The following is a 14,820-nucleotide window of genomic DNA, read 5'->3' on the forward strand; positions in this document are numbered from 1 at the left end:
TCAAGGCCGATGGCGATGCGGCGGAGTGGAGGAACGCGCTTTGTCCAGACCAACGGGTGAAAAAGGGAACGCTGTGGAAGGCCGACCCACGAACCGGACGGCCCTGACCGGCACTGGGATGGATTTGATCGTCTTGGCCCGGCAGTTCCGCCATGCCCTGGCCCGGCTGCCCCGCCCGACCGTGAGGCTGCGTGCGGCCGGGGTAACGAATGCATATTTGCTGGCCCCACTGTGTGACGAGATCACAAAGGCTCGCCGTCGGCGCGTCGGTTGGCAGACGATCGCCACTGAGCTTGCTCGAGCTGGCGTTCATAAGCTGAGTGGCACGCCATTCACCGCTGCCGACCTCCGTTTGTATATCAAGCGAAACTCCGAAGAAGACCAAGCGAAGAGCCCAGCCCCGGCATGGGAGCGTCAGGCCTGAACACTTATCCGTGGATCATAGGAAATCGAACGAGACAGAGTTTGGATTGTTGAGACGAGGTCGGCAGGTCCTCCTTAATAAGGACTTCTGATCGTTGATTGATCCGTTGCTCCCGTCCGAGCGATATGAGCCGAAGGGCGGTCTCGGCGGGACAGTCGGGCGGATGGACAGTGTCCGGGTTTTGGCAAAATGGGGGAGGGCCGGCCCAAACCCGCTGGATCGTGCAAGCAAGAGGCCACGCGTCACCTCCTCGTGGACGTGAACGGTCTTCCGAACGCCTGTTTGCCTTCGTGGCCCCCAGGTCCGCGATGATGGCGTTTGGGCCGGCGGGTGCGCTCAGAGCTGAGCTCGGTGCCCATGCTCCAGCGTGATCGCGATCTTGCCGAAGTGACCGCCGCGCGACAGCGTTTCGTAGGCGCCCGTCGCATCCGCGAAGTCATGCACGCGGTCGACCACCGGGCGGAGCCCGGTGGCATCGATCGCCCGCACCGCCTCCCGCAGGTCCGCCACCGATCCGGTGTTGCTGCCGATGACCCTCAGCATCTTCAGGATGATCGGGAACAGGGAGGCCTCCAGGTCGCCGCCGCTGAGGAAGCCGATGACGAAGACCGTGCCCTCGGCGGCGGCGGCGTTGAGGGAGCGCGCGAAGGTCTTGGCGCCTCCCGTCTCGACCACCAGATCGGCTCCGGCTCCCCCCGTCAGTTCCAGCACTTGACGGTCCCAGTCCGGGACGGCGGCGTAATTGATCGTCTCGTCGGCGCCGAGCGCCCTCGCGCGGTCCAGCTTCGCGTCGGAGGACGAGGTGATGATCACCCGCGCCCCCGATGCCTTGGCGAATTGCAGGGCGAACAGGCTGACGCCGCCGGTGCCGAGCAGGAGCACCGTGCTCCCCGGGCGCACCGCACCCGTCCGCACCGCCCTCCAGGCGGTGGTCGCCGCGATCGGCAGGGTGGCCGCTTCGGCGAAGGAAAGATGGCTGGGGATCGGCACGAGACCGGCCGCCGGCACCACCGCGCACTCGGCAAGCGAGCCCGGCATGGTGATCCCGCGCATCCGCCGGCTGGCGAGCGGCGGCAGCGGGCCGGCCGACCAGTCCGGAAGGAAGTGCGGGATCACGCGCTCCCCCTCCGTCAGGCCGCTCACACCGGGGCCGATCTCCATCACTTCTCCGGCTCCGTCGGCGACCGGAATGAGGGGGAGCGCTGCGGGAAAGGCGCCCGTCGCCACCGCGAGGTCGACGTAGTTCAGGCTTGCTGCCCGCAGCCGGACGAGCACCTCGCCCATCCCGGGGCGGGGTTGCGGAACATCGACCAGGCGCAGGGCATCGAGGCGGGGGGCGTCAAGGTGATAGGCGCGCATCGGAAACAGTCCTCGCTTGCTGTGGTGTGGTGGAAGCGAGGCTAGCCGTTTGCTGACACGCCTTTAATCGGGCCTCCGCGCATGATATTGCTGTGAATCATGCATGAATTGAGTGATCAGGGTCTGGACGAGGTCAGCGCCTTTCTGGCGGTCGTCGACACGGGCGGCTTCGCCCCGGCCGCCCGTGTGTTGGGGCGTGACGCCTCGGTCGTGTCGCGGCGGGTGTCGGCGCTGGAACGGCGTCTGGGCGTCAGGCTGCTGGAGCGGACGACCCGGCGGGTGACACCGACGGAGGCCGGCCGCCGTTTCGCCGACCGGGCGCGGGTCGCCTTGACGCTGCTGGCCGATGCCGAGCGGGAGGCCGCCGACGCCGGAGCCGCTCCCCGCGGCACCCTCCGGTTGTCCCTGCCCGAAGCCTTCGGACGGCTGTGGGTGGCGCCGCTCCTGCCCGGCTTCCTCACCGCCTTTCCCCATGTGCGGATCGAGGCCTTCTACAGCGACCGCTTCGTCGATCTGGTGGGGGAGGGCGTCGATCTGGCGATCCGCATCGGCCGCCTTCGTGACAGTTCGCTGGTGGCCCGCAAGCTGGGGGTCGAGCGCCGGCTGGTCTGCGCCGCTCCCTCCTACCTCGCGGCCCGGGGAACCCCGCGGACGCCCACCGATCTCGCGGCGCATGACGGTCTGCTGTTCGCCCTGTTCGACTCGCCGTCGGACTGGCATTTCGGCCGGGGGGGCGAAAGGGTGCAGGTGCGGGTGTCCGGTCCCCTGCTGACCGACAACGCCGAAAGCCTCGTGCATGCGGTCGTGGCCGGAACCGGCGTCATGTTGTGCTCGGAGTGGCTGGTCGGCCGCGAGCTGACCAGCGGGCAGCTCGTCCGGCTGCTGCCGGATTGGGCGGTTGGCGGCGAGGCCGCCATCCATCTGGTTCGCCCATCCGGCCGCTTCACCGCCGGCAAGACCCGAGCCTTCGCCGACTGGATCACCGCAAGGCTCTCGCCGCCGCCATGGGAGGCGTCACTCTGACAGGGTGCTCGCACCTTTGCCTGAGGAGCGGCCGGCCTGCAAGGCGACGTGGTCCGCTCGAGCGCTCCTGTGGCATCTCGCAGACGGCGCCCGTGGCGTCTCAGGCCCCGGACGCGGTCTGCCGTTTCGGTACCTCAGGGTGCGGGCCGTATTGGCGCGCGGTGGTCAGCGCCCGTGCAGAGCACGCCGGAATTCGTTGAATTCGATGCTGGCATGGGGCTGCGTCGGACGGTTCACGGTCAGTTGATGATAAGTGCCGCCATCGTGCACATGGCAATCCGCTGTCCAATCCGTTTGCGCCTTGCATGCCGAAAGTTCAGGCCGAGCGCTCTTGTCAATGGAGACGAGGGCTTCGGAGTTTGCGTTTCCCGATGCAAGAGCAACAATCGACACAGCGCCCAAAATTGATGAAATAAGCTTCCACATGATCGGTTCTTTCCTTGGTTGATTTTGCAATTATACCAATGACATCTCGTCAAATGGGCAACCCATTCGACGAAATTGGTCACGGGATGGCTACAGATTTATCTTGATATTATTTCTTCTTAAAGACATCCATGTTTCAGAATGTAACGATCACCCCGTGTGCGCGAATTACTGACTCGGCCTTAGCCGGGCGCGGCGGGAGTGCGCCAGCTCATGGTCGCGTGATAGGGCATGGGAGCCTCGATAAATCCATGGAGCGTCATCCTGATCGTGAACTCTTTCTATGATTGTCGTGCGTCAGAACCTGGCATAACGTCGGCACCTCGACCGACGCTTGCATGGAGCCCGCCTTGTCCGACCCGATGCGCGCCTTGATCCAGCGGTGGCGCGAGGACCCCGGCGCCACCTACCGCTCCTGGTTCCTGTGGGAGGAGCGTGTGAAGAATTTCCGCTCGATCCGGCGTGGCATCCAACAGATCGTGTCCGAGATCGAGGCCGGGACCTTCGGGAACGCCTACCGAGGCTCGTCGCTGGAAACGGTCGTTCACTCCATCGCTGAGCAGCGTCAGATCTTCAAGGGCGCCGACCACGCGTTTTTGTGGAAGCCCAAGCTGCGCATCCCCGACATCTACGAAAACCCGGACAATCAGCGGGCCTTCGGCCGTCTGCTCGACGCCTGCGTCTGCTGCAACGCCGAGGTCCAGGTCCTCGCGGCCATCCGGCAGCTCGACGCCAAGCAGGTCAAAGGCCTGGGGCCGGCCGTGGCGAACCTCCTGTATTTTCTGCACCCCACCATCGTGCCGCCCTTCAACACGGCGATCGTGAACGGTTACAACGCGCTGACCGGCGCCAAGGTAAAGCTCGGCCGGTGGGACGCGTTCTTGGCGATGCGCCAGGGCATCATCGCCCTGAACGCCGCGCACCGTGACTTGTTGTCGAACGACCTGGGAGCCATAGGGGGACTGCTGTTCGACGTCGGCTCCGGCCGCTACGCGCCGCCGCCGCGCGATGATGATTTGACTGCACGAGCGGCGTGGGAGACTGATCTTGCCAAAATCCGGGAGGAGTCCGTCCAAGCCGCCAAGGCGCGCGCCGCCGAGCGGGAGGGCGACCGGACCCACACCGAAATCCAGGGATGGCTGCGCGACCTCGGGCGGGCGCTCGGCTATGCCGTTTGGATCGCCGCCAACGATCGCGGCCGTGCCTACGGCGGTGGAAGGCTCGGCGACGGTTGCCTGGATGCGTTGCCGGGCACCATGGCGGCGGCACCGGGAGCGGACGCCGTCCGGCTGATCGATGTGCTGTGGCTGGATCCGGTACAGGGGCGGGTGGTTGCCGCCTACGAGGTCGAACACTCCACCTCGATCTACTCGGGCATCGTCCGCATGCTCGATCTGGCGCTCGGGGGCGATGCCCACGCGTTGGAAGGCATGTTTCTGGTTGCCCCGAACGGCCGGGAGGACGAGGTGCGCGCCCAATTGGCCCGGCCCGCCTTCTCTCGTGTGGCGGACCTCAAGGTGCGCTATTTGTCGTATGGCGAGCTCGAAACCCATCGCGAATCCATCGCCCGTTTCGGATTCGGCATGAAGGCCATCCACGCCGTCTCGCGGACGCTGGTCTGAGCGCCCTCGGGCACCGCTCGGTCAGGATGCCCGAGGGCCGCCGGCTGCAAGGTTCAGTGGGCCATGCTCCGCGTGGCCTTCCGGCAGGCGTCCTCGCAGCTCCAGCGGGCTTCGGCGCAAATCCGGCAGTGGTGGTGTGCTTGGGCAGGCTGCTCGCACTCCCCGGCGCACAGGCGGCACGCGGGGCTACAGGCCTCCAGCATGGCGCGGATCACCGCTTCGTTGGAACCGCTGAGGCGGGTGGCTACGGCACCGGTGGCGGTGCCATCGGCGCAGTCCATGTTCAGCCGGATGCACTGCACGAGTTCGGCCACCATTTCCTCGCCCAGGCAGGCGTCCGCGCAGGTGGTGCAGGTCTGGGCGCAGTCGTAGCATTCCTCGATGCAGCGGATCAGCGCTTCGTTCGTATTGCCGCGGACATGGGGATGGGTGCTGATCATGTCACGCACGTGCATGGTGATTTCCTATGTCGAAGACGGCGGCGCCGGGTGTGGCGCTCCTTTGGAGACCAACAGCGGGTCCGTGCGGATGGGGCGGCGCCGACGTCCGGTCGTGGAGCGGCCCCAAGTCACCGTCCAAGGCTGGAGCGCGGGTCTCGATCCGGGCCGGCCAAGCCGCCACCGCGGGCTCTGACCAGAGCGTCGGAGCGGGCGGCTTCGCCGGGCGAGGAAAGGCGTTGGGGATGCCACGCCGAGCGCACCAGCCTCGCCCGCACGGATCAGTGATTGGTTTTGCCTGTGGCCATGGCGAGGTGGTGCGTCTGGTGGTGGCTGCCCTGTGCCATGATGCCGATGAAACCCAGCCCCCGGATCCTGGCCGTCTGCGCCAGGTCGGCCGTGACGGTCAGCCGGATGCCGTTCGGCAGGGGCTCGGCCCTGACGGTCCATCCGTTCGCACCGTTGATCTCGCGAACGTGCGCCGGGACCATTCGCTGGATCGCCTCCAGGGTGCGGCCCTCTCCGACGGCATCGTAGCGGGCGCCCCCCTCCAACGGCGTCGCCGTCACCCTGGCGTTCAACGTGACGTCGTTCATGTCGGCGAGGTGGCGGCGCAGCGCTTCGATGTCCACCATGGACCAGTCAGTGGCCGGGTCCGCCTCCAGAATGCCGATGATCTCCTGGATCGCACCGAAGGCATCCTGCCCCGGCCGTGTCGGGACGGCGCCGGCCGGCCCGGACCCGAGGGCATGATGCGCCGCGTGATCCATCGGGCTGCTGGCGGTCTGCGCCCGCGCCCCTCCGGTGGCGAGCACGGCGATGACGGCGATGGTGGCGGCTTTCAGCGGCGGCATGGCGTCCTCCTCGTGAGCATCGGCCTGGACGGTAGCCGTGACCCGCCAGCCACGGTATGATTGCAATCATACCGTGGACGAGTCCAGCGAGGCCGGTGGTGGGTCCGAAGGGCACATGGATTGGCCTCGTCGCGCCGGAAAAACGGCGCTTAAGGAATCTCAAGGCCGGCGAGGCGTTGTTCCGGCAGGGGGATGCCGCCGTGGCGGTTTGCCGCGTCGACCGTGGGCGCGTCCGCCTCGTCCGGCATCTGGAGGACGGGGCTTCCGTGGCCCTGCACGTCGCCAACGCCGGCGAGACGTTTGCCGAGGCCGCCCTGTGGGCGGACGTCTATCATTGCGACTGCGTGGCTGAGGCGGCTCTCACCACCGTGACGATGGTCCCGAAAGCGGCTCTTCTCGACGCCTTGGAGGGCGATGCCGACGCGTCACTGGCTCTGGCGCGTGGGCTCGCCGCGCAGGTTCGCGAGTTGCGCGCCCGATTGGAGATCAGGAACATCCGTTCGGCGCCGGAGCGGATCATGGCTTGGCTGCGGATGCAGGCTTCCGGGGACCCGCCGGCCGTGCGGCTCGAGCGCCCATGGACTGAGATCGCGACGGAGGTCGGCCTGACGCACGAGGCCCTCTATCGGTCCCTCGCCGTTCTGGCGCACACCGGTCGGATCGCCCGTGGAAACCGGACGGTGACGCTCCTCGGGCCCGCAGGTCAGGCAAGGGGCTGAGCCTCCGCCCATCCAGCGAGCCGTCGGCGATGGAGTGCTGCCTCGCACCGCACCGGTCTCACCATCCCAGAGCCAGTCCCGTGCGTGTCCGACCGAACCCGCGGCCTGCTCCTGGATTGGGCGTTGGCGGCGCCGTTCGCGCCTGAATCCTTCCGCGCCCATCGTCCAGAATCCCGGGCGTCCACCGGGGGCGATGCCGCCACCTTTTATCCTTGGCGTCCCGATGGCCGGAGGGTTGGATGCTCGGTTCTCGGGCCTCTCGGGGCTGGTGAGGGGAGTGATCGTCCGCCACGTCGATCCTTGAACACTGGCGACGAGGGGGTCGAGACGATCGCATGGTTGCGCCACCATGGGATTGGCCCTAGGTTCCCAGAAGGGGGCGTCGACTCGTAGGGTGCCGCGCGACCTCCATCAGGGATAAAGGCGATCGCCATGTGGCGGGAAACGTGGGCAACGGTGAGAAGGGCGGCGGTGAGCCTGCTGATGCTGGCCACGCTGCTCGTCTATGCCATGCCGGGCCATGCCAACCTGATGCATCACCAGCACGCCCCGACGCCGCACGAGCATGGCATGGCCGAAGCGCATGACCACGCGCCTGTGGCGGTCGCGGACCATGAGCATGAGCGGGGTCCTTGCACGGATCCGGGCTGGAGCGACGGCGGCGCCTGTTGCAGCGTCGCTCAGTGCGCGACCATGCACGGCGGCCTTCCCGCCGTTCCCATCGTGACGTTCGTTCCTCTGCTCGACCGCACCTCCCATCCACTTGCCTTGGCCACGCCGGACGGCGTCGGCACCGACCCCGCGCTGCGTCCCCCCTCGGCGACCATCTGACGCCACGAGTCCGTCTGCATCCAGCCTGAACCTTGCTTCAGCGAAGGATGCTGGTTTCGGTCCCCCGTGCGCCTGCCCCGTGCGTCCCGTCGCGCTCCCAGTCGGAGCCCCGTTCGGGATTGGCTCGAACCCGATGTTCCGATGGAGGGCGCCTTGCCGCCTCTCGCCCGCACCCCACTTCCGGCCTTTGTGTTGGCCACCCTGATGTCCGTAGCCCAGGCCCGGACCGCCGACAGCCAAGATCACCAAACCCACTCAATGGCGGGACGACGCCCCAGAGCCGGCCTGTTGCGAGCCCAACGCCCGGGCCGACCGGTCGGCTTGGCATGAAGATGACGATGGACCAGATGGGTTCGATGACGATCCAGCCGGATGACCAAGCGGGCATGATGTCGATCATGCATCGGATGATGGTGGGCCAGCCGGCCGCCCTGGGCCTGCCTCCTGAACACATCGAAGGCCGCATCGCCCTCGTGAAGACCGAGCTCATCATCACCGACGCCCAGATGTTGCACTGGAACGCCCTCGAGGACGTGCTGCGGACGAACGTCAAAGCCCATCAGGGCATGCCCGGGGGGATGATGGCCCACGGCCGTATCCTCTCCTCCTGGCCGGAGCGGATGACCTTCCAGCAGAAGGTGTTGTGGTCGCGCCTCGGCTCCCTGGAGGCCCTCGAGACGGCCGCCAAGCCGCTCTACGCCGCGTTGGTCGGGGAGCCGAGAACGCGCGCCGACCAGCGGCTCGTCAGCCCGATGGGCACGATGTGAGGAGGCGGTCATGACGCACGAACGCAGCCAGCGCATCCTGCGGCCATGGGCCCGCACGCCTTGGTGCCGGACCTGGACCGGCCTCGCCGGCCCCGGCGCGGTTGCCGCGGTGGCCTGGCCCCCCTGTCGCTTTATCAGGTTCCCCCTCTGGGCGGCGCGCTTCCCGTCGCCCCCCTGCTCCTCGGCCCGTTGATGCATCCCGTCCGGCATGGCGAACAGGAGCACGGCAGGGACGGCAAGCGTTTCGGAGACAAAGGTTGAAGATCACTATGACTGTAGCGGGACAGCGTCTCCGTCGTTCGGGAGGGGTGGCGGCGATCGCCATCGCCGGCTGTCTGATGGGGCTCCCAGCTCAGGGGCAGACTCTGCGCGACGCCGTGGAGGGCGCTTGGCGGGTCAACCCCGACATCCTGGCTCTCGAAGCCAAGAGGGATCAGGCCATCGCCCAACGCGGTGCCGGCGAGGCCTTGGTTCCCGCCGCCCCGGCCGTTACCTTGCGGCACGTCACCGACTATCTTGGACGGAACGCCGGACGTCGCGAATACGAGGCGGAACTCGGCGTCCCGCTCTGGCTTCCCGGTCAGGGCACGGCGACGACCCGGGCGGCGGACGCCCTGTTGGCGCGCACCGACGCCGAGATCGCCGTCCGGCGGCTGGCTGTGACGGGAGAGGTTCGGACGGCGCTGTGGCAGGTGGCGCTCGCCGAGCGGCGTGCCGACGTCGCGAAGCAGCGTCTGACGGTGGCCCGCCAGCTCGAGCGCGACACCCAACGGACGGCCAAGGCGGGCGAGACCTCCGAGGCTGACCACCAGCTGGCCCGGGCGGAGGCCCTGACCGCCGCCGCCGATGTTCGGGACGAGGAGTTGGCACTGGAGGAGGCCCGACAGGCGTTCCGCACGCTGACCGGCCTGGCGGTCCCAAAGGCCACGCCGGAACCGCAGATCGGCGACCCGCCGCTCCACCAGCATCCGGCCCTTCAGGCGGCCCGCTTGGGCGTCCGGTCGGCCCAGGCGCAGAAGCAGCTGGTCGACCTGACGACCCGCGACAATCCCGAGGTTGGGCTGATGGCGCGTCGGGAGCGTGACGCCCGCGAGGAACGCTTCGGCACCATCGTTGGCCTGTCGCTGCGCATCCCGCTCTCCGTCGATGCCGTCAACGCTCCCAAGCGGGCCGAGGCCGCGACCGAGCTGGTCCGCTCCGAAGCCGAGCAGGCCACGGCGCTGCGCACCGTCGAGGCCGAGATCCGCCGAGCCCATTTGGCCCACCAGGCCGCTTCGGAACGCTTGTCCATCGCCCGCGACCGGGCGGCGGCCCTGAAGGGGCGGCTGTCCAACGTCGATCGGGCGCGGAGGGCGGGTGAAATCAGCCTCGTCGAGTTTGTCCGCGCCCAAGCGGCAAGTTTCGAGGCCGACCTCGCCAGGGCCACCGCCGACGTCCAGGTCGGCGCCGCGCGCGCCCGCTTGAACCAGTCTCTTGGAGCTCTTCCATGACCGTCCGCCTCATCGCCACGCGCCGCATCGCCGCGGCCATGGTCGCCGCGAGCCTTGCCACGCCGGTCGCGGTTCCCGTCCTCGCTCACGAGGGCCACGAGCACGGCGACACCCCCAAGCCGGTCGTGGCCACCGCGGTGCCAACCATGGAGACGTCCTCGTCGGACTTCGAGTTGGTGGCAACCGCCCATGGCAAGACGCTCCTCATTCACCTGGACCGTTTCGCCACCAACGAGCCGGTGACCGGCGCGGCCGTCGAGGTCACCGCCGATGGTGAGACGGTGACCGCTGCAGCCGTTTCCGGCGAGGACGGCGTCTACCGCCTCGATGCGGCGTGGCTGTCCAATCCCGGCCCGCACGAACTGACGGTCTCGATCACCGCGGCCGACGCCGCCGACCTGCTGATCGGCACGCTGGAGATCCCGGCCTCGGTCGCCGGTGCGCCGCCCGGCCGGGAGCACGGCGTCTCCGGCATCGTCGGGCAGGTACGGAGCGACCCCGGGCTGATGCTGGGCGCCGCCATGATTTTCCTCCTCGGGGTGTTGACCAGCATCGCCCTGACCCACCGGGGGCGGGTGCGCGCGGTCGCCGGCGCCGTCCTCCTTGGGCTCGGCCTGCTGCTGGCCAGCGGCGCCGCCTTTGCCCATGGCGGCGAGGACCACAGCCACGGCGACGCGGCGAAAGACAAGCCTTTGGGAACGGCGGCGACGCCGGCGGTCACCGGTGCGCCGGACAGCCCGCGCCGTCTGCCCGACGGCAGCGTGTATGTGCCCAAGCCGTCGCAACGCCTGCTGTCGGTGCGCACCACGGTCGCCACGCCGCAGGAAGCGGCGCCGACGGTCCAGCTGATCGGCCAGGTCGTTGCCGACCCGAACGGCGGCGGCCACGTCCAGGCCACCCAGAGCGGGCGCATCGAGCCCGGCGAGAAAGGGTTGCCCTATGTCGGCCAGCGGGTCGAGGCGGGGCAGATTCTGGCCACCATCGCCCCGGCGGTGAACGTGATCGACCGCAGCGGCATCCAGCAGCAGATCGCCACGGTGGAGCAGGAGCTCGCCATCGCCGAGGGGCGGGTCCAACGCCTGAGGAAGCTCGAAGGCAGCGTGCCGCAACGGGACATCGAGGAGGCGGAGGCCAACCTCACCGGACTGCGCAAGCGGCGCGCCGCCCTGTCGCCCACCCTGACGGCCAAGGAAGCCTTGCGCGCGCCGATCGCCGGGGTCGTCACCGCCAACAACGTGAAGGCCGGTCAGGTCGTCGAAGCGCGCGACCAAGTGCTGTTCGAGATCGTCGACCCGTCGCGGCTGATGGTCGAGGCCGTCGCCTTCGACCCCCGGGTGGCGAACGCCATCACGGCCGCCACCGCGACCACCGCCGACGGCACCAGCCTGGCTCTCGAGCATCTCGGCTCCAGCTTGGCGTTGCGGCAGCAGGCGATCCCAATGCTCTTCCGGATCGACACACCACCCAAGGGGCTCGGCGTCGGCCAGCCGGTGCGACTCATCGCCCAAGTCCAGGGCAAGGCGTCGGGCATCGTGCTGCCGCGTCGGAGCGTCGTCCGCAGCGCCAGCGGCCAGCCGATCGTCTGGCAGCATGAATCCCCGCAGCGCTTCGTCGCCCGGCCGGTGCGCACCCAGCCGGTCGACGGCAACACCGTGCTCGTGCTGGCCGGTGTCGAGCCGGCGGCGCGCATCGTGACCGACGGCGCCGGTCTCCTCAACCAGATCCGGTGAGGCGGCGATGTTCAACTTCCTCGTCAACACCAGCCTGCGCAACCGGCTCTTCGTGCTCGCCGCCGCCGCACTGCTGGTCGTCTACGGCTCGTTCGTCCTCAAGGACCTGCCGATCGACGTCTTCCCCGATCTGAACAAGCCGACGGTCACGCTGATGACCGAGGCCGAGGGGCTGGCGCCGGAAGAGGTCGAGCAGCTGGTCACCTTCCCGCTGGAGACCTCGATGAACGGCATGCCCGGCATCACCCGGGTCCGCTCGGTCTCCGGGGTCGGTCTGTCCATCGTCTTCGTCGAGTTCGATTGGGGCACGGACATCTACCGTAACCGCCAGCAGGTCGCCGAGCGGCTCGCCATCGTCCAGGGGCAGCTGCCGCCCAACGTCCGGCCGCAAATGGGACCGATTTCCTCCATCATGGGCGAGATCATGCTGCTCGCCATGTCCGGCGACGGCGTCAGCCCGATGGAGGTGCGCGAGCTCGCCGACTGGGTGGTGCGGCCGCGCCTGCTGGCCATCCCCGGCGTCAGCCAGGTCATCCCGATCGGCGGCGAGATCAAGCAGTACCGCGTCGCGCCCGATCCGGCGCGGCTGCACGACCTGGAGATCACGACCGACGAACTGGCGAAGGCGCTTCAGCAGTTCTCGGCGAACACCGGCGGCGGCTTCATCGACCAGCACAGCGAGGAGTACCTGATCCGCAACATCGGCCGGACCACCCGGCTGGAGGATCTGCGCAACCTCGTGGTGGTCTACAAGGCCGGGCAGCCCGTCCTGCTGCGTCAGATCGCCGACGTGGACTTCGCCGCCCGCGTGAAGCGCGGCGACGCCGGGGTCGATGGCAAGCCTGCCGTCATCCTCTCCGTCCAGAAGCAGCCCGGCGCCAACACCACCAGACTGACGGCCGAGGTTGAGAAGGCTCTGGAGGACCTGACCCCGTTCCTGCCGAAGGGTGTACGGGCGAACGAGATCCTGTTCAAGCAGGCCAACTTCATCGAGACCTCGATCGGCAACGTCGAGAGGGTTCTGGAGGAGGCGGTGGTGGTGGTCGCCGTCATTCTCTTCCTGTTCCTTCTCAACGTCCGCACGACCGCGATCTCGCTGACCGCGATCCCGATTTCGATCCTGATCACCGTGCTGGTGTTCAAGGCGTTCGGCATGTCGATCAACACCATGACGCTGGGTGGCCTTGCCATCGCCATCGGCGAACTCGTCGACGACGCGGTGGTCGACGTGGAGAACATCTTCCGGCGTCTGGGCGAGAATCGCCGGGCGGCCGATCCCCGGCCCGTGCTGGAGATCGTGGCGGGCGCCTCGCAGGAGGTGCGCTCGGGCATCGTCTACGCCACCATCATCATCATTCTGGTGTTCGTGCCGCTGTTCGCGCTGACCGGCATCGAGGGCCGCCTGTTCGCACCCTTGGGCGTGGCCTACATCGTCTCCATCCTGGCCAGCCTGGTCACCGCCATCACCGTCACGCCGGTGCTGTCCTTTTACCTGCTGCCGCGCTTGAAGCGGCTGGAGGAGCACGACAGCTGGCTGGTCCGGCGGCTGAAGGCTGGCAACGCCCGCCTGCTGGGCTGGGGCTTCGCCAACCCACGCACGCTCTTCGCCGTCGTCGGGGCCGGCGTCGTCATCGCCGCGGCGACGGTCCCGAGCCTGCCGCGCGCCTTCCTCCCGCCCTTTAACGAGGGCACGCTGACCATTTCCATGGTCCTCAACCCTGGCATCTCGCTGGCCGAGTCGAACCGTGTCGGGCTGGCCGCCGAAAAGCTGATCATGCAGGTGCCGGAGGTGAAGTCGGTCGGGCGCCGCACCGGCCGGGCGGAGCTCGACGAGCACGCCGAAGGCGTCCACTCCAGCGAGATCGACGTGGATCTCGTGCAGTCGCAGCGCAGCCGCGCCGAGGTTCTGGCCGATGTCCGGGCCCGGCTGGCAGCCCTGCCGGTGTCGGTCAACATCGGGCAGCCGATCTCGCACCGGCTCGACCACATGCTCTCCGGCGTCCGCGCCCAGATCGCGCTGAAGATCTACGGTGAGGATCTGGACACGCTGCGCAGCTTGGCCGGGCAAATTCAACAGAAGCTGGCGGGGGTTCCCGGTCTTGTCGATCTTCAGATCGAGAAGCAGGTCCGCATCCCGCAAGTGCAGGTCGTTATCGACTATGAGCGCGCGGCGCTCTACGGCGTCACCCCGGCCATGGCGACGGACGCGCTGGAGAGTCTGTCCAACGGCCGCGTGGTGTCGGAGATCGTCGACGGCACGCGGCGCTTCGATGTCGTGCTGCGCCTGTCGGACGAGGACCGCACCTCCAGCGGTCTGGCGAACCTACTGGTCGAGACCCCGGCCGGCCGCGTGCCGCTCAGCCTGTTCGCCTCGGTGGAGGAGACGGACGGGCCGAACCAGATCCTGCGGGAGAACGGCAAGCGGCGCATCGTCATCCTCGGCAACTCCGACGGGAAGGCGGACATGGCCCGGATCGTCACGGACATCCGCGACGTGGTTGCCCGATCGTCCTTGCCGCCGGGCTATTTCACCAGCCTGGAGGGGACCTTCCAGGCCCAGGAGGAGGCGTCCAAGACCATTGCGGCGCTGTCGATGGTGTCGCTGGCGATGATTTTCCTGGTGCTGTACAGCCGCTACCGGTCGGCGGTGTTGACGTTGATCATCATGGGCAACGTGCCGCTGGCCCTGATTGGCAGCGTCGCCGCGCTGTGGATCGCCGGGCAGCCGCTGTCGGTGGCCAGCATGATCGGCTTCATCACGCTGACCGGCATCAGCACGCGCAACGGCATTCTGAAGATCAGCCACTACATCAACCTAGTCCTGCACGAGGGCGAAACCTTCGGCCAGGCGATGGTGACGCGTGGCAGCCAGGAGCGGTTGACGCCGGTGCTGATGACCGCTCTGTCGGCGGGCGTCGCACTGGTGCCGCTGATGATCGGCGCCGACGCACCGGGCAAGGAGATCCTGCATCCGGTTGCCGTCACCATCTTCGGAGGGCTGGTCAGCGCCACCTTGCTCGACACGTTCCTGACCCCGGTTCTCTTCCTCAAGCTCGGCGAGACGCCGCTCAACCGCCTGGCGCACGCCCAGGCCGGCTCGTCGCGTCCGTCCGAAGCCTACTGATCCACCCGTCCATC

General features: G+C 68.1%; 12 protein-coding genes. 8 read left to right on the forward strand and 4 right to left on the reverse strand.

Annotated elements, in window-relative coordinates:
• Positions 1–760: 760 nt before the first annotated feature.
• Positions 761–1,783 carry a zinc-dependent alcohol dehydrogenase family protein gene (locus JN22_RS29655; protein WP_085557515.1) on the reverse strand — a complete coding sequence of 341 codons (1,023 nt, stop codon included), beginning with the start codon at positions 1,781–1,783 and terminating at the stop codon, positions 761–763.
• A gap of 99 nt (positions 1,784–1,882) precedes the next feature.
• On the opposite strand from JN22_RS29655, the gene JN22_RS29660 reads away from it, so the two are divergent.
• The gene (locus JN22_RS29660; RefSeq protein WP_085557516.1) at positions 1,883–2,806 is read left to right on the forward strand and encodes a LysR family transcriptional regulator; all 924 of its coding nucleotides are present in this window, start codon (positions 1,883–1,885) and stop codon (positions 2,804–2,806) included.
• A gap of 165 nt (positions 2,807–2,971) precedes the next feature.
• Here the strand turns inward: JN22_RS29660 and JN22_RS29665 are convergent, their stop codons facing one another.
• Complete coding sequence (locus tag JN22_RS29665; protein ID WP_143268784.1) at positions 2,972–3,232, reverse strand: hypothetical protein; 261 nt, start codon at positions 3,230–3,232, stop codon at positions 2,972–2,974.
• A 350-nt stretch (positions 3,233–3,582) separates the two neighbouring features.
• Here JN22_RS29665 and JN22_RS29670 point away from each other — a divergent pair, with 350 nt between their 5' ends.
• Positions 3,583–4,854 (forward strand): type II restriction endonuclease, encoded by a 1,272-nt coding sequence (locus JN22_RS29670; RefSeq protein ID WP_085557604.1) that lies wholly within the window; start codon positions 3,583–3,585, stop codon positions 4,852–4,854.
• 53 nt (positions 4,855–4,907) lie between these two features.
• Here the strand turns inward: JN22_RS29670 and JN22_RS29675 are convergent, their stop codons facing one another.
• Positions 4,908–5,309 carry a four-helix bundle copper-binding protein gene (locus tag JN22_RS29675; RefSeq protein ID WP_085557517.1) on the reverse strand — a complete coding sequence of 134 codons (402 nt, stop codon included), beginning with the start codon at positions 5,307–5,309 and terminating at the stop codon, positions 4,908–4,910.
• A 263-nt stretch (positions 5,310–5,572) separates the two neighbouring features.
• On the reverse strand, positions 5,573–6,145 hold the full coding sequence (locus tag JN22_RS29680) for a hypothetical protein (RefSeq protein WP_085557518.1): 573 nt from the start codon (positions 6,143–6,145) through the stop codon (positions 5,573–5,575).
• A gap of 98 nt (positions 6,146–6,243) precedes the next feature.
• On the opposite strand from JN22_RS29680, the gene JN22_RS29685 reads away from it, so the two are divergent.
• The 6 genes from JN22_RS29685 (at position 6,244) to JN22_RS29710 (ending at position 14,806) form a co-directional block, all read left to right on the forward strand.
• Positions 6,244–6,864, forward strand: coding sequence for a Crp/Fnr family transcriptional regulator (locus tag JN22_RS29685; RefSeq protein ID WP_223677970.1), 621 nt, complete (start codon positions 6,244–6,246; stop codon positions 6,862–6,864).
• A 471-nt stretch (positions 6,865–7,335) separates the two neighbouring features.
• Positions 7,336–7,695 carry a hypothetical protein gene (locus JN22_RS29690; RefSeq protein WP_085557520.1) on the forward strand — a complete coding sequence of 120 codons (360 nt, stop codon included), beginning with the start codon at positions 7,336–7,338 and terminating at the stop codon, positions 7,693–7,695.
• Between the two features lie 326 nt (positions 7,696–8,021).
• Positions 8,022–8,462, forward strand: coding sequence for a Spy/CpxP family protein refolding chaperone (locus JN22_RS29695; RefSeq protein ID WP_179166298.1), 441 nt, complete (start codon positions 8,022–8,024; stop codon positions 8,460–8,462).
• 338 nt (positions 8,463–8,800) lie between these two features.
• Positions 8,801–9,952 (forward strand): TolC family protein, encoded by a 1,152-nt coding sequence (locus JN22_RS29700; protein WP_179166299.1) that lies wholly within the window; start codon positions 8,801–8,803, stop codon positions 9,950–9,952.
• A complete protein-coding gene (locus tag JN22_RS29705; protein WP_085557523.1) occupies positions 9,949–11,682 on the forward strand; it encodes an HlyD family efflux transporter periplasmic adaptor subunit in 1,734 nt (577 codons plus the stop codon). Before JN22_RS29700 ends, JN22_RS29705 begins: the two co-directional genes overlap by 4 nt.
• Before the next feature lie 7 nt (positions 11,683–11,689).
• Positions 11,690–14,806 (forward strand): efflux RND transporter permease subunit, encoded by a 3,117-nt coding sequence (locus JN22_RS29710; protein ID WP_085557524.1) that lies wholly within the window; start codon positions 11,690–11,692, stop codon positions 14,804–14,806.
• Positions 14,807–14,820 lie beyond the last annotated feature (14 nt).

Origin of the sequence: Azospirillum agricola (genome assembly GCF_020005195.1) — a bacterium.
In the GTDB taxonomy this organism is placed as follows: domain Bacteria; phylum Pseudomonadota; class Alphaproteobacteria; order Azospirillales; family Azospirillaceae; genus Azospirillum; species Azospirillum agricola.